The organism is Peribacillus sp. BM1 (assembly GCF_056679975.1).
In genome coordinates, this window is record NZ_CM155259.1 from 1034954 (window position 1) to 1053910 (window position 18957).

11 protein-coding genes, 3 tRNA genes, 3 rRNA genes, 1 other RNA gene and 1 other annotated feature are annotated in these 18957 nt (G+C 41.6%); of the genes, 14 read left to right on the forward strand and 4 right to left on the reverse strand.

From position 1 onward, the window contains the following. Positions 1-2 precede the first annotated feature (2 nt). From AC1MGI_RS04975 to rrf, 6 genes are all read left to right on the forward strand, one after another. Positions 3-1112 carry an HD-GYP domain-containing protein gene (locus AC1MGI_RS04975; protein WP_480348810.1) on the forward strand — a complete coding sequence of 370 codons (1110 nt, stop codon included), beginning with the start codon at positions 3-5 and terminating at the stop codon, positions 1110-1112. A gap of 325 nt (positions 1113-1437) precedes the next feature. Then, positions 1438-2987, forward strand: a 16S ribosomal RNA gene (locus tag AC1MGI_RS04980). A gap of 80 nt (positions 2988-3067) precedes the next feature. Then, positions 3068-3144 (forward strand) — tRNA-Ile (locus tag AC1MGI_RS04985). A 19-nt stretch (positions 3145-3163) separates the two neighbouring features. Beyond that, positions 3164-3239, forward strand: a tRNA-Ala gene (locus AC1MGI_RS04990). Positions 3240-3365: 126 nt separating this feature from the next. After that, positions 3366-6301 (forward strand): 23S ribosomal RNA (locus tag AC1MGI_RS04995). 66 nt (positions 6302-6367) lie between these two features. Further along, a 5S ribosomal RNA gene (gene rrf / locus AC1MGI_RS05000) occupies positions 6368-6483 on the forward strand. The 16S, 23S and 5S rRNA genes sit together here with 2 tRNA genes alongside, the layout of an rRNA operon. A gap of 796 nt (positions 6484-7279) precedes the next feature. On the opposite strand, the gene AC1MGI_RS05005 is transcribed toward rrf, so the two are convergent. Beyond that, entirely contained in the window at positions 7280-8248 is a 969-nt protein-coding gene (locus AC1MGI_RS05005) for a YaaC family protein (RefSeq protein ID WP_480348811.1), read from the reverse strand. A gap of 113 nt (positions 8249-8361) precedes the next feature. Here AC1MGI_RS05005 and guaB point away from each other — a divergent pair, with 113 nt between their 5' ends. The 4 genes from guaB (at position 8362) to AC1MGI_RS05025 (ending at position 13184) form a co-directional block, all read left to right on the forward strand. After that, positions 8362-9825, forward strand: a complete 1464-nt coding sequence (gene guaB, locus AC1MGI_RS05010; RefSeq protein ID WP_480348812.1) for an IMP dehydrogenase — start codon at positions 8362-8364, stop codon at positions 9823-9825. 167 nt (positions 9826-9992) lie between these two features. Beyond that, positions 9993-11321 carry a D-alanyl-D-alanine carboxypeptidase family protein gene (locus tag AC1MGI_RS05015; RefSeq protein ID WP_480348813.1) on the forward strand — a complete coding sequence of 443 codons (1329 nt, stop codon included), beginning with the start codon at positions 9993-9995 and terminating at the stop codon, positions 11319-11321. A 77-nt stretch (positions 11322-11398) separates the two neighbouring features. Then, positions 11399-11621, forward strand: a binding site (T-box leader). A gap of 64 nt (positions 11622-11685) precedes the next feature. After that, entirely contained in the window at positions 11686-12963 is a 1278-nt protein-coding gene (serS, locus tag AC1MGI_RS05020) for a serine--tRNA ligase (RefSeq protein ID WP_480348814.1), read from the forward strand. A gap of 128 nt (positions 12964-13091) precedes the next feature. Next, positions 13092-13184 (forward strand) — tRNA-Ser (locus tag AC1MGI_RS05025). A gap of 333 nt (positions 13185-13517) precedes the next feature. On the opposite strand, the gene AC1MGI_RS05030 is transcribed toward AC1MGI_RS05025, so the two are convergent. The 3 genes from AC1MGI_RS05030 to AC1MGI_RS05040 all read right to left on the reverse strand — a co-directional run bounded on the left by AC1MGI_RS05030 (position 13518) and on the right by AC1MGI_RS05040 (position 15555). After that, positions 13518-14189 (reverse strand): deoxynucleoside kinase, encoded by a 672-nt coding sequence (locus AC1MGI_RS05030; protein ID WP_480348815.1) that lies wholly within the window; start codon positions 14187-14189, stop codon positions 13518-13520. After that, on the reverse strand, positions 14167-14826 hold the full coding sequence (locus AC1MGI_RS05035; protein WP_480348816.1) for a deoxynucleoside kinase: 660 nt from the start codon (positions 14824-14826) through the stop codon (positions 14167-14169). Before AC1MGI_RS05035 ends, AC1MGI_RS05030 begins: the two co-directional genes overlap by 23 nt. A gap of 195 nt (positions 14827-15021) precedes the next feature. Next, positions 15022-15555: a cysteine hydrolase family protein gene (locus AC1MGI_RS05040; protein ID WP_480348817.1), complete on the reverse strand. Its 534-nt coding sequence runs from the start codon at positions 15553-15555 to the stop codon at positions 15022-15024. Positions 15556-15721: 166 nt separating this feature from the next. Here AC1MGI_RS05040 and tadA point away from each other — a divergent pair, with 166 nt between their 5' ends. From tadA to AC1MGI_RS05060, 4 genes are all read left to right on the forward strand, one after another. Further along, positions 15722-16219, forward strand: a complete 498-nt coding sequence (tadA, locus tag AC1MGI_RS05045) for a tRNA adenosine(34) deaminase TadA (protein ID WP_480349705.1) — start codon at positions 15722-15724, stop codon at positions 16217-16219. A gap of 79 nt (positions 16220-16298) precedes the next feature. After that, an RNA gene (ffs, locus tag AC1MGI_RS05050) (signal recognition particle sRNA large type) lies at positions 16299-16563 on the forward strand. Positions 16564-16818: 255 nt separating this feature from the next. Continuing rightward, entirely contained in the window at positions 16819-18507 is a 1689-nt protein-coding gene (gene dnaX / locus AC1MGI_RS05055) for a DNA polymerase III subunit gamma/tau (RefSeq protein WP_480348818.1), read from the forward strand. Positions 18508-18528: 21 nt separating this feature from the next. Further along, complete coding sequence (locus AC1MGI_RS05060; protein ID WP_062187978.1) at positions 18529-18852, forward strand: YbaB/EbfC family nucleoid-associated protein; 324 nt, start codon at positions 18529-18531, stop codon at positions 18850-18852. Positions 18853-18957 lie beyond the last annotated feature (105 nt).

The window sequence follows — 18957 nt, forward strand, 5'->3', positions numbered from 1 at the left end:
AGGTGAGAAGCTTGCTAGTCAAAACAAAAGACTTGGTAGCAGGATGTATTCTTAATAAGGATATTAACGGATTTACAAGCTATCCAATAATGAATAGGAAAACGATTTTAACAGAAGAATTATTAGAAATACTTAAAGCTTTTTTAATCACTGAAGTTAGCGTGGAAAATACCCTTGTTAATGGACAAAAATTTACACCTCGTGAAATAATTACTGAAGAAGGGGAAGAAGCTAATGAACACTCTAGCTTTATTGCAAATTACTTAAAGGTTGTTCAAACATATAAGCATCAGTTCCAGAATTGGCAGGCGGGAAGTGATGTTGATGTAGCCAAAATAAGAGAAATTATGATTCCACTTTTTGAAAGGTCTCTAAAAATCCCTCTAGAAATCTTTTCGTTACATCATTATTCTAATAAAGAAGATTACCTTTATCATCACATGGTTTCCATAGGCCTTTTAAGTGGATATCTTGCTAAAAAAATGGATTATAATAAAGCGGATGTATATCAAATCACGCTCGCGGGGAGTCTAGCAGATTGTGGAATGGCCAAAATTTCTCCCACAATATTAGATAAAGGTACAAGTCTAACAGCTCTAGAATATGAAGAGATTCGGAAACATCCAATTTATAGTCTGAGAATGCTTCAAAGGAGTACCATATTAAAGGAGTCAGTTAAATATGCTATTTTCCAGCATCACGAGAGGTTGGACGGCAGTGGGTACCCGCGTGGAAAAGGCGAACAAAAACCGCATGCTTTTGCAAAGATTGTTGCAGTAGCAGACGTCTATCATGCCATGACATCTGAAAGGACCTATAGAAAGAAACAATCACCATTTAAAGTCATGGAGATGATCATGCAAGATGATTTTGGGAAGTTTGATATTACCGTGATTAATAAACTCTTGTCTTGTATTATGAACTACTCAATGGGGAGCAGAGTACGATTATCGAATGGATATATCGCTGAGATTATATTTATTGATAAACAATCTCCGACAAGGCCGTTAATTAAAGTTATTGATACAAGTGAGTTAATCCACTTAAATAACAATAGAGATTTATTCATTGAGGAAGTTTTACAAAATGGTAGTAATCGTTTCTTAGTCTAAAAATATAGATGGAAAAGTAAATTGCACTAATCAATGTTTGGTATAAATAGATCGGTATCTTTTTAAAATATTTAATTCAAATAAAGCTTGAAATTTAAAAAGATACCATATATAATAATAAAGTCGTCAACAAGTGATAGTAATTTTAAAAGAAATTTTATCCGAAAGAAAATAAATTGTTGACTGCAACAACATGATGTGTTATATTAATAAGGTTGTTTCTGATAAACAACAAACATTGCTCTTTGAAAACTGAACAAAACAAAGCGCCAACGTTTTAAATTAAGTGAGTACACACTATAACAACAATGAGCAAGTCAAACACTTTTTGGAGAGTTTGATCCTGGCTCAGGACGAACGCTGGCGGCGTGCCTAATACATGCAAGTCGAGCGAATGATAGGGAGCTTGCTCCCTTGATTTAGCGGCGGACGGGTGAGTAACACGTGGGCAACCTACCTGTAAGACTGGGATAACTTCGGGAAACCGGAGCTAATACCGGATAATTTCTTTTCTCGCATGAGAAGAGATGGAAAGACGGTTTCGGCTGTCACTTACAGATGGGCCCGCGGCGCATTAGCTAGTTGGTGAGGTAATGGCTCACCAAGGCCACGATGCGTAGCCGACCTGAGAGGGTGATCGGCCACACTGGGACTGAGACACGGCCCAGACTCCTACGGGAGGCAGCAGTAGGGAATCTTCCGCAATGGACGAAAGTCTGACGGAGCAACGCCGCGTGAACGAAGAAGGCCTTCGGGTCGTAAAGTTCTGTTGTTAGGGAAGAACAAGTACCAGAGTAACTGCTGGTACCTTGACGGTACCTAACCAGAAAGCCACGGCTAACTACGTGCCAGCAGCCGCGGTAATACGTAGGTGGCAAGCGTTGTCCGGAATTATTGGGCGTAAAGCGCGCGCAGGTGGTTCTTTAAGTCTGATGTGAAAGCCCACGGCTCAACCGTGGAGGGTCATTGGAAACTGGGGAACTTGAGTGCAGAAGAGGAAAGTGGAATTCCACGTGTAGCGGTGAAATGCGTAGAGATGTGGAGGAACACCAGTGGCGAAGGCGACTTTCTGGTCTGTAACTGACACTGAGGCGCGAAAGCGTGGGGAGCGAACAGGATTAGATACCCTGGTAGTCCACGCCGTAAACGATGAGTGCTAAGTGTTAGAGGGTTTCCGCCCTTTAGTGCTGCAGCTAACGCATTAAGCACTCCGCCTGGGGAGTACGGCCGCAAGGCTGAAACTCAAAGGAATTGACGGGGGCCCGCACAAGCGGTGGAGCATGTGGTTTAATTCGAAGCAACGCGAAGAACCTTACCAGGTCTTGACATCCTTTTGCCCTCTCTAGAGATAGAGACTTCCCTTCGGGGACAAAAGTGACAGGTGGTGCATGGTTGTCGTCAGCTCGTGTCGTGAGATGTTGGGTTAAGTCCCGCAACGAGCGCAACCCTTGATCTTAGTTGCCAGCATTTAGTTGGGCACTCTAAGGTGACTGCCGGTGACAAACCGGAGGAAGGTGGGGATGACGTCAAATCATCATGCCCCTTATGACCTGGGCTACACACGTGCTACAATGGATGGTACAAAGAGCTGCGAACCCGCGAGGGTAAGCGAATCTCATAAAGCCATTCTCAGTTCGGATTGTAGGCTGCAACTCGCCTACATGAAGCCGGAATCGCTAGTAATCGTGGATCAGCATGCCACGGTGAATACGTTCCCGGGCCTTGTACACACCGCCCGTCACACCACGAGAGTTTGTAACACCCGAAGTCGGTGAGGTAACCGCAAGGAGCCAGCCGCCTAAGGTGGGACAGATGATTGGGGTGAAGTCGTAACAAGGTAGCCGTATCGGAAGGTGCGGCTGGATCACCTCCTTTCTAAGGAATATAACGAGCGCTTTTGTTTTGTTCAGTTTTGAATGAGTAATTCATTCAATTTAATACCATTATAGTAGAATGGGCCTATAGCTCAGCTGGTTAGAGCGCACGCCTGATAAGCGTGAGGTCGATGGTTCGAGTCCATTTAGGCCCACCATTCACATTCTGTTTACAATGGGGCCTTAGCTCAGCTGGGAGAGCGCCTGCCTTGCACGCAGGAGGTCAGCGGTTCGATCCCGCTAGGCTCCACCAATATCGTTCTTTGAAAACTAGATAATAGATAGAAGGCAAATTTTTGCATTAATTTTTCAAGACATCAAGTAAGACCTTTTAACAACTAGGTTGTTTGGTAAACTTTTCGTTTATCAGCCACCATATGGTTAAGTTAGAAAGGGCGCACGGTGGATGCCTTGGCACTAGGAGCCGATGAAGGACGGGACTAACACCGATATGCTTCGGGGAGCTGTAAGTAAGCTTTGATCCGGAGATTTCCGAATGGGGAAACCCACTGTTCGTAATGGAACAGTATCTTTACCTGAATACATAGGGTACTGAAGGCAGACCCGGGGAACTGAAACATCTAAGTACCCGGAGGAAGAGAAAGCAAACGCGATTTCCTGAGTAGCGGCGAGCGAAACGGAAGATAGCCCAAACCAAGAGGCTTGCCTCTTGGGGTTGTAGGACACTCAACATGGAGTTACAAAGGAACGGGGTAAGTGAAGTGATCTGGAAAGATCCGTCAAAGAAGGTAAAAACCCTGTAGCTGAAACTTCGTTCCCTCCTGAGTGGATCCTGAGTACGGCGGGACACGAGAAATCCCGTCGGAAGCAGGGAGGACCATCTCCCAAGGCTAAATACTACCTAGTGACCGATAGTGAACCAGTACCGTGAGGGAAAGGTGAAAAGCACCCCGGAAGGGGAGTGAAATAGATCCTGAAACCGTGTGCCTACAAGTAGTTAGAGCCCGTTAATGGGTGATAGCGTGCCTTTTGTAGAATGAACCGGCGAGTTACGATTTCATGCAAGGTTAAGTTGATAAGACGGAGCCGCAGCGAAAGCGAGTCTGAATAGGGCGCATGAGTATGAGGTCGTAGACCCGAAACCAGGTGATCTACCCATGTCCAGGGTGAAGTTCAGGTAACACTGAATGGAGGCCCGAACCCACGTACGTTGAAAAGTGCGGGGATGAGGTGTGGGTAGCGGAGAAATTCCAATCGAACCTGGAGATAGCTGGTTCTCTCCGAAATAGCTTTAGGGCTAGCCTCGAGATGAGAGTATTGGAGGTAGAGCACTGATTGGACTAGGGGCCCCCAACGGGTTACCGAATTCAGTCAAACTCCGAATGCCAAATACTTATTCTCGGGAGTCAGACTGCGAGTGATAAGATCCGTAGTCAAGAGGGAAACAGCCCAGACCACCAGCTAAGGTCCCCAAGTTTACGTTAAGTGGAAAAGGATGTGGAGTTGCTTAGACAACCAGGATGTTGGCTCAGAAGCAGCCATCATTTAAAGAGTGCGTAATAGCTCACTGGTCGAGTGACTCTGCGCCGAAAATGTACCGGGGCTAAACGTAACACCGAAGCTGTGGATGGATACCGTATGGTATCCGTGGTAGGAGAGCGTTCTAAGGGCGTTGAAGCTAGACCGGAAGGACTGGTGGAGCGCTTAGAAGTGAGAATGCCGGTATGAGTAGCGAAAGAAGGGTGAGAATCCCTTCCACCGAATGCCTAAGGTTTCCTGAGGAAGGCTCGTCCGCTCAGGGTTAGTCGGGACCTAAGCCGAGGCTGAAAAGCGTAGGCGATGGACAACAGGTTGATATTCCTGTACCACCTATACATCGTTTGAGCGATGGGGGGACGCAGAAGGATAGGGTAAGCGCGCTGTTGGATATGCGCGTCCAAGCAGTTAGGCCGGAAACGAGGAAAATCCCGTTTCCATTAAGGCGGAGCTGTGATGGCGAGGGAAATATAGTACCGAAGTTCCTGATTCCACGCTGCCAAGAAAAGCCTCTAGTGAGATGTAGGGTGCCCGTACCGCAAACCGACACAGGTAGGCGAGGAGAGAATCCTAAGGTGTGCGAGAGAACTCTCGTTAAGGAACTCGGCAAAATGACCCCGTAACTTCGGGAGAAGGGGTGCTTTTTAGGGTGAATAGCCCGGAAAAGCCGCAGTGAATAGGCCCAGGCGACTGTTTAGCAAAAACACAGGTCTCTGCGAAGCCGCAAGGCGAAGTATAGGGGCTGACGCCTGCCCGGTGCTGGAAGGTTAAGAGGAGAGGTTAGCCGCAAGGCGAAGCTTTGAATTGAAGCCCCAGTAAACGGCGGCCGTAACTATAACGGTCCTAAGGTAGCGAAATTCCTTGTCGGGTAAGTTCCGACCCGCACGAAAGGCGTAACGATCTGGGCACTGTCTCAACGAGAGACTCGGTGAAATTATAGTACCTGTGAAGATGCAGGTTACCCGCGACAGGACGGAAAGACCCCGTGGAGCTTTACTGCAGCCTGATATTGAATTTTGGTACAGCTTGTACAGGATAGGTAGGAGCCTGTGAAGCCGGAGCGCTAGCTTCGGTCGAGGCGTCGGTGGGATACTACCCTGGCTGTATTGAAATTCTAACCCGCGCCCCTTATCGGGGCGGGAGACAGTGTCAGGCGGGCAGTTTGACTGGGGCGGTCGCCTCCTAAAATGTAACGGAGGCGCCCAAAGGTTCCCTCAGAATGGTTGGAAATCATTCGTAGAGTGTAAAGGCACAAGGGAGCTTGACTGCGAGACCTACAAGTCGAGCAGGGACGAAAGTCGGGCTTAGTGATCCGGTGGTTCCGCATGGAAGGGCCATCGCTCAACGGATAAAAGCTACCCCGGGGATAACAGGCTTATCTCCCCCAAGAGTCCACATCGACGGGGAGGTTTGGCACCTCGATGTCGGCTCATCGCATCCTGGGGCTGTAGTCGGTCCCAAGGGTTGGGCTGTTCGCCCATTAAAGCGGTACGCGAGCTGGGTTCAGAACGTCGTGAGACAGTTCGGTCCCTATCCGTCGTGGGCGCAGGAAATTTGAGAGGAGCTGTCCTTAGTACGAGAGGACCGGGATGGACGCACCGCTGGTGTACCAGTTGTTCTGCCAAGAGCATCGCTGGGTAGCTACGTGCGGACGGGATAAATGCTGAAAGCATCTAAGCATGAAGCCCCCCTCAAGATGAGATTTCCCATAGCGTAAGCTAGTAAGATCCCTGAAAGATGATCAGGTTGATAGGTCAGAGGTGGAAGCGTGGCGACATGTGGAGCTGACTGATACTAATCGATCGAGGACTTAACCTTATTGTTCTTGAAAAAGCAAAAAACCTTCTTATTATCTAGTTTTGAAGGAATGATATTCCTTTATTGTTTGGTGGCGATAGCAAAGAGGTCACACCCGTTCCCATTCCGAACACGGAAGTTAAGCTCTTTAGCGCCGATGGTAGTTGGGGGTCTCCCCCTGTGAGAGTAGGACGTTGCCAAGCAAATTGAGAGTCCAGCATATCTGCTGGACTCTTTTATTTAATGCAACGGGGGAAAATGAGACAGTGATGAAAGTAGATACAGTAATCGGTCATTCATCGCATTTCACTAATAACGCCGGATATAAGGTAGTACTAGCCAATTCGAAAGACCAGCTATAAATATAGCTGATTTTTCGAATTGGCTGTTTTCGCATACGTTGTTGCTTTTAAATGATATTTACACGAATATCTTGGTTGATTTCCGTTGCAGGTACTCACTTTGTGCGGGCGGTCTAAAGGAGCCTACCTCAACACGCTTCACTAAGCAGGAGTCTCGCAAACAACAATCTTTACGAAAAGAGCCTTTTTTTAAACGTATAAGTTTTTAAAAGAAGTTTTGTTGACAACTTTACACCTGCTAAGCTCGGACTTTCACTTAATGTGATGACGGTAGCAAAGCTCATAGGATGTGGGTGCATCAAGTAATTGATCCTTAGGGTATTAATGCATGTCGGCAGTCAAGCACGAGCACCTTCCCCCTTTGAAATAGTGTATTAGCCATTTGAATGAGTCCAATGGACAACTTTACTCGAAGGACCTGTTAGTGTGCAACTAGATATCGCTTAGGACTAAGAGACAGAATAACATAAAGAGCTCAGTCAATATTCCCCGAAATCAAGGGCTTACATTTTTAGATGAAGAAAAAGGGGACAAGGCTTCCTTCACTTAACAGCCTTCCCAATTAAAATGCTATTCTGCCCCTTATTAGAGTTAGTTTCCCTGTTTTATTTTAACACCATGTTGTATCTTTAAAAAATTACTGAGTGGGAAATCTTTCATTTGTTAACCACTGGTAAATTAAAAATGGAATTTTTTCTTGCGTTATTGATAAAAATTGAAGGATGAGTGGATAGTCCTCGTTAGGCATTGTCTTCAATAACTCTGACCACCACTCGGTTTCATAACGACATATCATGCTCAAGTTGTACAGCAAAAGATAGTGGAGCATAATTTCAGGTAAGGTGGAGCACTCAGAACTTTTAGTGAGAGAAAGCATAAAATTTTTATCAAATAAATGATATCGGATAGGGGCATGCTTATTGAATAAAAGCTTTTGATCTATTTTCATTTCTAAGTGATCAGATTCTCTAATAGATATATTTAGCTTTGTTTTTGATTCTAAGTATTCTTTAAAACGATTTGTTGTCATTTGATAAGTATCAAGTATTGAAGGTGATAAGTGATAGTGATTATTCTGATGCTGTAGAGTTTGATAACTTTTTTTACCGAATAAATATTGATAGCTCTCATAAAGTTCTGGGATTTCCTTCAACAAGGATTCCATAGTATAACGTTCATTTTCAATTTGTTTTATGCCGAATACTTTATTTAGTGCGTGCATATACAACCCATTTTTTTGGATTTTGATTTCATCTTGCAAAAATTCATATTGTTGTTTCTTACGCTTTCTTGTGGTTACTCCATGTGCAAGGACTCCAGTGTTTTCCGGATAGTTGGGATCGCTAGTGAGAACACAGGCCTTGAGAAGTTGAGTAAATCCATAAAAAATAAGGACAGGCTGAATAGAGAGAGGTGCAATTTTTGCTTGAGAATAATAGGTCTGGCCATGTTCAAGATAATAGATGAAGGGGTAGCAGTTTTCGTAACTATTCTTATCGGCTGTTGGGTCATTTATGGAACGATAGCATTTATTTAAATAAATTTGTGTCCGAGATGCAGAGTAGAAGTTGCTAAGTGAGTCCCAAAAAGTAGGATAGTTTATCATAAGATATTCTCCTTCTAATAAATAGAATAATCAGAAATTTAATGTTCTCCTTGACAGTATTTTGTCCAATTGATAACCTACTAATAATATTTTTTTAACCTGGAGGGAAAATAATGTGGGAAAATAAGTTCGCAAAAGAAGGATTGACCTTTGATGATGTATTATTAATTCCAGCAAAATCTGAGGTTCTACCGAAAGATGTTAATTTACAAATTACTTTAGCAGAAAATTTAAAATTGAATTTGCCAATTTTAAGTGCTGGTATGGATACAGTTACTGAAGCTGAGATGGCAATTTCTATGGCTCGTCAGGGTGGATTAGGTATTATTCATAAAAATATGACGATTGAAGAGCAAGCGGAAATGGTAGACAAGGTCAAACGATCAGAAAGCGGAGTTATTACTGATCCATTTTTCCTAACTCCAGAGCATCAGGTTTTTGACGCTGAGCATCTAATGGGAAAATATCGTATATCTGGTGTTCCAATTGTAAATAATCTTGAAGAACAAAAACTCGTTGGAATACTTACAAATAGAGATTTACGCTTCATCCAAGATTTCTCTATTAATATTTCTGATGTTATGACTGTTGAAAATTTGGTCACAGCACCAGTTGGAACAGATTTAAAACAAGCTGAAAATATTCTTCAAAAACATAAAATTGAAAAACTTCCGCTTGTTGATGAAAAGGGCGTATTAAAGGGCCTTATCACAATTAAAGATATAGAGAAAGTCATTGAATTTCCAAACTCAGCAAAAGATAAACGTGGCCGACTACTTGCTGGTGCAGCAGTTGGAGTAACAGGAGATACGTTAAAACGTGTTGAAATGCTCGTCAAAGCCCATGTTGATGCAATTGTAATCGATACTGCGCACGGACATTCAAAAGGTGTAATCGAAACAGTCAAAGAAATACGTAAGGCATATCCTGAACTAACGATTATCGCTGGTAACGTAGCAACAGCTGAAGCTACGAGAGCACTCATTGAGGCTGGAGCTGATGTGGTCAAGGTTGGAATTGGGCCTGGATCTATCTGTACGACGCGTGTCGTTGCGGGTGTTGGAGTTCCACAAATTACAGCTGTTTATGATTGCGCAACAGAGGCAAGAAAACATGGGAAAACGATTATTGCTGACGGTGGCATTAAATACTCTGGCGATATCGTCAAGGCTTTGGCAGCTGGTGGGCATGCCGTAATGTTAGGTAGTATGCTTGCAGGCGTATCAGAGAGCCCTGGAGAAACGGAAATATTCCAAGGACGTCGCTTTAAGGTATATCGTGGAATGGGATCTGTAGCGGCCATGGAAAATGGTTCAAAAGACCGTTACTTCCAGGAAAATAATAAGAAATTTGTACCTGAAGGCATTGAAGGTCGTCTAGCCTATAAAGGACCATTATCTGACACAATTTATCAGCTGATCGGTGGGATTCGTGCAGGAATGGGCTATTGTGGAGCTGGGCATTTGCAGGATTTACGAGAAAAGACTCAATTTATTAAGATGACAGGTGCAGGATTGCGCGAAAGTCATCCACATGACGTACAAATTACAAAAGAAGCACCGAATTATTCCTTATAATTAGAACTTTATATTCATATTAACAAGTTAAAATAGGTGGGCAGAGTAGGAAAGTACTCTGTCTACTTTTTTTGATTTTTTTATGATAAACTAGACAAGGTGCACATCAAATAACGAGGAGAGATTCTTCGAAATATATAGATCAAGTTAGTTGGAGGTATTGAAAATTGAAAAGATTTAGCAAGATTTCACTAGTTTTTATCACGGTCCTTACTCTAGCATTATCACAACTTGCCTTTCTACCAAATGAAGCAAAGGCCAATACAGTCGATCTGGGTTTAAAGGCAGAAGCTGCAATCATTCTTGATGGAGAAACAGGTCGTATCCTATATGAGAAAAATGCAGATAAAGTACTTGGCATTGCATCAATGTCTAAAATGATGACAGAGTATATTGTTTTGGAAGCAATAAAAAATAAGAAAATTACATGGGACCAGAAAGTTAACATTAACGAATATGTTCATAAGCTATCAAGGGCACCTGGTTTATCCAATATTGGATTAACTCAAGGTGAAGATTACACCGTGAAAGAATTGTACGAAGCCATGGCCGTCTTTTCTGGAAATGCTGCTACTGTAGCATTAGCAGAGCTTATAGGCGGAAGCGAAAAGAACTTTGTTGGATTAATGAATAAAAAGGCCGGAGAGTTAGGGTTAAAAGAGTATAAATTTGTGAACTCTAGCGGTTTAAATAATTCGAGCTTAATGGGGAATATACCAGCTGGTAATGAAAATGAAGAAAATGTTATGACGGCGAGAGATACAGCAACACTTGCTTATCGTTTAATTACCGATTATCCGGAGGCATTAGAATATTCAAAAATTCCAAAGTTGAAGTTCAGGGATGGGAGAGAATATCCAAACTTTAACTGGATGTTGCCTGGATTGATTTTTGAGTATGAGGGTGTCGATGGGTTAAAGACAGGATCTACAGATTTTGCAGGATTTGGCCATACAGCTACTGCAATTAGAGATGGTCAACGTTATCTCACAGTAGTAATGAAGTCAACTTCCAAAAACCAACGTTTTGAGGATAGTATTAAACTTATGAATTACGCCTTTGGTAATTTTGGCAAGGAAGAACTTGTTCCAGCAAATTATCAAGTGAAAGATCATAAGACGATTCCTGTAGCAGACGGGAAAGCAAATTCAGTGAAGATCCAATCAAAAGAAGCCATTAATGCAGTCATTAATCATGCTGATAAGGAGAATTATAAACCTGAACTGGTTATTGACGAAAAGAGGCTGAATAAAGACGGTAAGCTTGAAGCTCCTGTTAAAAAAGGCGATATAATTGGTTACTTAACAGTTAAGCCGAAGGATGGAACGGATTACGGATTTATCGACGAAGCGGGTGCAAAGACAGTTAAAGTAGATGTTGTAGCAGCAGAAACAGTAGAAAAGGCAAATTGGTTCGTATTGTCTGCTCGAGCTGTCGGTGGATTCTTCGCTGATATTTGGAGTAGTGTTTCCGATACAGTTAAAGGTTGGTTCTGATTTCCACCTCATGATAACGGATAAAAAGGTTGCAACATGGTAAGAATTATAGTACATTATGGAAAACAATTTCATTCATTAAAACGATGACAGGAACCAGTAGTAAGTCTTGCTTTCTAAAGAGAGCCGGTGGCAGGTGTGAATCGGTGTGAGAAGCTTATGAATCCATCCTGGAGTAAAGTATGGAACCCCATTGATATGGATAGTAATTACTTTCGGCTTATGCCGTTATCTTTCGAGTGGAAGGTACAATTGTGCCTTCAACTAGGGTGGCAACGCGGGTTAACTCTCGTCCCTTTTATAGGGACGGGAGTTTTTTGCGTTCCTGAAACTAATTGTAATCAAAATTAAGGAGGAATGTGAGATGTTAGATTTAAAATATCTACGGAATCATTTAGAAGAAGTAAAACGAGCATTGCAATTCCGAGGTGAAGACTTAACTGATCTTGGAAAATTTGAGGAGTTGGATGGTAAACGCCGAGCACTAATTGCTGAGGGAGAAAAGTTAAAAAGCCGTCGAAACGAAGTATCTCAAGAAGTTGCTATGTTAAAGCGTGAGAAAAAAGACGCGGATCATTTAATTACTGAAATGAGAGAAGTGGGCGATCGAATTAAAGGGTTTGATGATGAGCTACGCGAAGTGGAAGCTGATTTACAAAGAATGCTTTTGTCAATTCCGAATATACCTCATGAAAGTGTTCCTGTAGGGGAAACAGAGGATGATAATGTTGAAGTGAGAAAATGGGGAGGGCTTCCTCAATTTTCTTTTGAACCTAAGCCACATTGGGATATTGCTGGTGAATTGGGAATTTTGGATTTTGAACGAGCAGCGAAGGTAACGGGAAGCCGTTTTGTATTCTATAAAGGCTTAGGTGCCCGTCTTGAACGTGCATTGATCAGTTTTATGCTTGATTTACATGTGGAAGAGCACGGGTATGAAGAGATGATGCCTCCTTACATGGTGAATCGCACAAGTATGGTAGGTACTGGGCAGTTGCCGAAATTTGAAGAAGACGCATTCCGGATAGAAAGCGAAGATTATTTCTTAATTCCTACATCTGAGGTACCGGTTACGAATTATCACCGTGATGAAATATTAAATGGAGAAGCACTGCCATTCGGCTATGCGGCATACAGCGCTTGCTTCCGTTCAGAAGCTGGGTCTGCTGGTCGCGATACACGTGGATTAATTCGTCAGCATCAGTTTAATAAAGTAGAGCTTGTAAGGTTTGTGAAACCTGAGGATTCATATGCAGAACTCGATAAGCTTACAGGTCATGCTGAAAAAGTGTTACAGTTGCTTGAGCTACCATATCGAGTACTAAGTATGTGTACGGCGGATCTTGGATTTACAGCAGCTAAGAAGTACGATATTGAAGTTTGGATTCCAAGCTATGGAACATATCGCGAAATTTCTTCTTGCAGTAACTTTGAAGCATTCCAAGCAAGACGGGCAAATATCCGCTTCCGTCGGGATCCAAAAGGTAAGCCAGAACATGTTCATACATTAAATGGATCTGGCCTTGCTATCGGAAGAACGGTAGCGGCTATTCTTGAAAATTATCAACAAGCCGATGGAAGTGTAATTGTCCCCGAAGTATTACGTTCATACATGCGTGGAGCAGAAGTAATAAGGCCGTAATGAAAGCGGAGGTTGTCTCATAAAGGGTTAAACCCTATGAGACAACCTCCATTACATATATTATGAAAAACAAAAAACGATTCGTTGACTTTACCATAAACCTATTGTAATATAATACATGTTAATATGGAGGTATACCCAAGTTTGGCTGAAGGGATCGGTCTTGAAAACCGACAGGGGAGTCAAATCCCGCGGGGGTTCGAATCCCTCTACCTCCTCCATTATTTTTTTAATTAACCACAACGCATAAATTGGAAATCGTAAAACTCGTTGCATATGTAACGAGTTTTTTTTTATTGCTTAGGAAATTATTTAAGTGGAAAACTTAATTTGTCTGTTTGAATCCAGTGCAAGCAGCTACCTCCTTTAATCATAAGCTGCTCAATCTATTGGTGAGAAGCTCTCTACTCGTTGAAGTTGATAGGTTTATGTTTGACTGATTTGTACAGGACGTGGTAAATCTAAGTCGAAGTTCCGTAATAGGCGCTTGTGCTTTCGTTCTTTAGATTAATTGTTTATGTAAAAAAAAAATCACCCAGTTTGAGGTGACTTTTTTATACTCTTCTTAATTTTTTTGTTTGATTTATGAAGGTTGAAATTCGTTCGACAATTGGTTCAATCGATTCTTCACTTTGGATCAGGTCATATTCATTAATGTTCAATCGTAAGACTGGGCAAGCGTTGAACTGATTAATCCAATTTTCATAGCGTCGGTGCATTTCTGTCCAATACTCGATAGGGGTTTGTTGTTCCATAGGACGCCCACGGACTTTAATTCGAGCCAAGATGTCATCTAATGAGCCTTCTAAATATATAAGCAAGTCTGGGTGTGGGAAGTATGGGGTCATGACCATCGCGTCAAAAAGACTTGTGTAGGTCTCATAATCGGTAGGGTTCATTGTTCCCTTTTCGTAATGCATTTTTGCAAAAATTCCCGTATCCTCATAAATAGATCGATCTTGAATAAATCCTCCGCCATATTCAAATATACGTTTTTGTTCCTTGAAACGCTCAGCAAGAAAATAAATTTGTAAATGGAAGCTCCATCGGTCGAAGTCTTCGTAAAACTTATCTAAGTATGGGTTTGTATCAACTTTTTCAAAGGAAGTGCGAAAGTTTAAGGCATTAGCTAAGGCATTTGTCATGGTGGATTTTCCGATACCTACCGTTCCTGCAATCGTAATGACTGAACTTGACGGGATATCATATTTTTTTCGTAGATTCATTCGTATATACTCCTTTTTGAAGCGCGTTCTCAATGCGGGTCAAGATCATAGACCGGTCTTCTTTGTTTTCGATAAAATCAATTTCATCCCCATTGAAGCGAAGAACTGGAATATTTGGATGCTGTTCTTCGAATGTAGCCATGAAATTATGATAATCAATGGTTAATTGTTCAAGGTAAATGGGACTGATATTCTTTTCAAAATCCCGGCCGCGCTTTCCTATTCGTTTTAATAATGTTTCTAGACCTGCATCTAAGTATACGACCATATTTGGATTGGGCATGTCTTTGGTAAGGATCTTAAAAATATTTAAGTATTTATCATATTGACGATTTTTCAACGTGCGTTCTGCAAATATCAAGTTTTTAAATATATGATAGTCTGCTACAACAGCTTGGTTGTTAGCAAGAAAGTTCATCTCAATATCTTCGAGTTGTTTGTAGCGGTTGCAGAGGAAAAACATTTCTGTTTGAAAGCTCCACTCATCTATATTTTCATAAAATTTACCTAAAAAAGGATTTTCATCGACAATTTCTTTTAATAAGGCAAATTGGAAGTGTTCAGAGATTGCTTTAGCAAGTGATGTTTTCCCCACACCAATTGGTCCCTCAACGGTGATAAATGGTGTGTTTACCATGAATTACTTCCTCCTTTAAAGCGATATCCCAATGGAATAATCGGGCGTTTCTGTCTATGGCTATTAATAGCCACCAATTATTGTATCACAGACTGCTGAACTGGGGTGATAGAATTCTCGTTAATAGAGAATTGTATATATTGGAGGAATTATACTTAGCTATACCTTTTGGGCGATGCCTGAAATCAGGAAAAATTATACTGGTTCTACTTGTGCCTTTAGTACATTTTTCATCATGGTAAGGGCGTAATGATTATCATCATTACTGGCAGATGCAAGGCAATTCTCTGGAACCCATAGCGGGTATTCCCTCATATAAGCATCATTTGCAGTGAATAATACACAAATATTACCCGCAATCCCTGTAATAGTGAGACGGTTGACACCTAAATGGTGCAATAATATGTGAAGAGCAGTTCCGTAAAATGCCGAATGTTTTGGCTTAATTAAAAAGTAATCATCTTCTTCTGGTACAATTTGTTCAATAATTTGTGTGTTCTTCTCGTTTTTACATAATGCGATAATTTTGTCGTAATTAGCCTGCCATAAATTATAATGATCGTTAATATAAATAATAGGATATCCCTTTGCTTTACAGATGCTTTTTAAAGTGATAATTGGTTGAATGATTGGTATAGTATGTTGAAGAAGCATATCACCATTCTGGAATTTGAAATCATTAATCATATCTATAATAAGTAAAGCTTGTTGTGATTTTTCTTGATTCATCTTAGGTAGTCTCCTTTTTTTGTAGATGTTTGTTCAATGTGTAATTGTCCTTACAAGTACGAAGTGAATATGAGTAGTGTGTCTAAATGATTAGCGCTTTACTCGTTTTGAGATAGTGGGGTCGATGTGTGAAAAGAACGTGAATGAAGGCGAAAGGAAAATGAAGATGGACGATCAATACTATATGATGGAAGCGTTAAAAGAAGCCAAAAAGGCCGGTGAAATAAATGAAGTTCCAATCGGTGCAGTCATCGTACTTCAAGATAAGATCATCGCAAGGGGGCATAATTTACGAGAAACAGAGCAAAATGCAATCTCGCATGCTGAACTTCTCGCAATTGATCGTGCTTGCCGATCGCAAGGGACATGGCGCCTAGAGGAGGCTACACTTTATGTCACACTTGAGCCTTGTCCGATGTGTGCAGGAGCAATCATTCAATCAAGGGTAAAGCGTGTTGTATTTGGTGCAAGTGACCCGAAAGGTGGTTGTGTGGGGACTTTTATGAATTTATTGCAGGATGAGCGCTTTAATCATCAAGCTGAAGTGACAAGTGGTGTCCTGGATACGGAGTGCGGGCAGATTTTAACGGAGTTTTTTAAAGGTGTTCGCTTACGGAAAAAGGCGGAAAAGGAAGCAAGAAAAGCTATGCTGGAAAAGGGATAGTAATAAGTTATTTTTCTTAATCGTTTTTTGAGGTATATAACATTGCTTTTTTCTATATAACTTAGTATAATAAATCATGCCGTGCTAAGCGGGGAGGTAGCGGTGCCCTGTACTCGCAATCCGCTCTAGCGAGGCCGAATCCCTTCTCGAGGTTAGTTTCCTGTAGGGTCTGCCTTAAGTAAGTGGTGTTGACGCCCGGGTCCTGCGCAATGGAACTCCATGAACCATGTCAGGTCCGGAAGGAAGCAGCATTAAGTGGAAGTTTCCATGTGCCGCAGGGTTGCCTGGGCCGAGCTAACTGCTTAAGTAACGCTTATGGGAGCTAATCGACAGAAGGTGCACGGCATATTACATAATAAATCAACTCATCCTTTTGGGTGGGTTTTTTTATATCATTTTTAAAATGGATAAAAATAGCTAAACCAACATCAAGGGGATGGCGTAAGCAGAACAAATTAACACATTACAGGCTTTTACACAAAAACTTATCTTTTTAACATTATTTGGTAATGTTTTTATGTATTGTGACGTTCCGTGCCCTTTTCCTTCATACAAATAGTACGCTATAATAGATAAGGAGAAAATAAGGGGGTGACAACGTGGGGTATCAAGCATTATATCGAGTTTGGCGACCGCAGCAATTTATTGATGTAGTCGGTCAGGAGCATGTAACGAAAACATTACAAAATGCGCTTCTGCAACAGAAAGTTTCCCACGCCTATTTATTTTCTGGTCCACGCGGTACTGGGAAAACGAGTGCAGCGAAGATACTTGCTAAAGCTGTGAACTGTGAGAAGTCACCAACAAATGAACCGTGTAATGAATGTGCGTCCTGCCGGGGAATTACAGATGGATCGATCCCGGATGTAATTGAAATTGACGCTGCATCCAATAATGGCGTGGAAGAAATTCGTGATATTCGAGATAAAGTGAAATATGCGCCAAATTCAGGTACATATAAAGTATATATTATTGATGAAGTACACATGCTTTCACAAGGCGCCTTTAATGCTTTATTAAAAACATTGGAAGAGCCACCACAGCACGTCATTTTCATTTTAGCAACTACAGAACCTCATAAAATTCCTTTAACCATCATCTCAAGAACACAGCGCTTTGACTTTAAACGCATACAGCCCCAGGATATAATCGGGCGGATGTCTCAGATTATTTCTGAGAGTGATATTACTGTAGATGAACAAGCTCTACATATTATAGCTAGAGCAGCTGAAGGAGGTATGCGGGATGCTTTGAGTCTGCTTGATCAAGCAATCTCTTTTAGTTCTGATGAAGTGAGTGTAGAAGATGCATTAACCGTAACAGGTTCTGTTTCCCATGTTTTTTTAGGGAAATTAGCACGGGCCATTTATGATAAAAGCGTAGCGGATGCTTTGGAAGTATTAGATGAGCTATTAGCGATGGGGAAAGACCCAGCTAGGTTTATTGAGGATATGATTTTCTTTTTCCGAGATATGCTCCTTTATCAAGCCGCACCAGGGATGGCGAATTCATTTGAGAGAGTACTAATTGACCCGCAGTTCAAAGAATTGGCAGAGGTTATTTCAAACCGAGATATTTATGGTATTATCGAAAGCTTTAATAAAACCCAGCAAGAGATGAAGTGGACAAATCATCCGCGAATTTTTCTAGAAGTTGCATTAGTTAAGCTCTGTAATCAGGAACGTGAGAGTGCTGTGTCAGATGTTCAGGTAAGGCAGCTTACTAGTAAAATAGAAGAACTTGAAAAGCAACTAAAGGAATTGAAAGAAAGAGGAATTGGCCAAGCGGTTACAGCTCAAGTTGAAAAGCAGCCACAGACCCCTCGTTCAGTGAAAAAATCATATAAAGCACCAGTAGGAAAAATAACTCAGGTCCTCCGTCAAGCAACGAAACAAGATTTAACGCTTGTGAAAAGCAGATGGGGTGAAGTACTTGAGCAGTTAGGTCAGCAAAATTTAAAATCATTGGCAGCATTATTAAATGAAGCAGAACCAGTAGCTGCTTCTTCACAAACTTTTGTGTTAAAATTCAAGTATGATATTCATTGCCAAATGGCTATGGAAAACCCCCGTTTTATTGAAGTAATGGCTTCAATCATGGAAAATGTGACGAGTCATAGGCTCGAAATGGCGGGAGTGCCTGAGAGCCAGTGGCAAAGTATACGAGAGGGGTTTCTCTCCACTCAGCAACTTGACGGTCAAAATGAACCGGACATGAAAGAAGAAGATCCATTTATAACGGAAGCTCGAAAGTTAGTCGGAGATGAATTACTTGAAATTAAAGAATAATGGGAGGTAATAAAAATGGGAATGCGTGGAATGGGAAATATGCAGAATATGATGAAACAAATGCAAAAAATGCAAAAAAAGATGGCTGAGGCTCAAGAAGAGTTAGGTGAAAAGAAAATCGAAGGAACAGCGGGCGGTGGAATGGTGACTGTCGTAGTAACGGGTCATAAGGAAATTGTTGATGTAACTATTAAACCTGAAGTTGTGGATCCTGATGATATTGAAATGTTACAAGATTTAGTATTAGCGGCAACAAATGATGCATTGAAAAAAGCCGATGAATTGACTAATTCAACGATGGGGCAATTCACGAAAGGGTTAAATCTTCCTGGTGGGATGATGTAACTAGCTAAATTGAAGGATGAACGAGCGCCTTATTGAAGGCGCTTGTGCTTTTTTATTAATAAAAAGATACGTTTTTTTATAAATTTTGGTGTCTAGCGAAAGCAG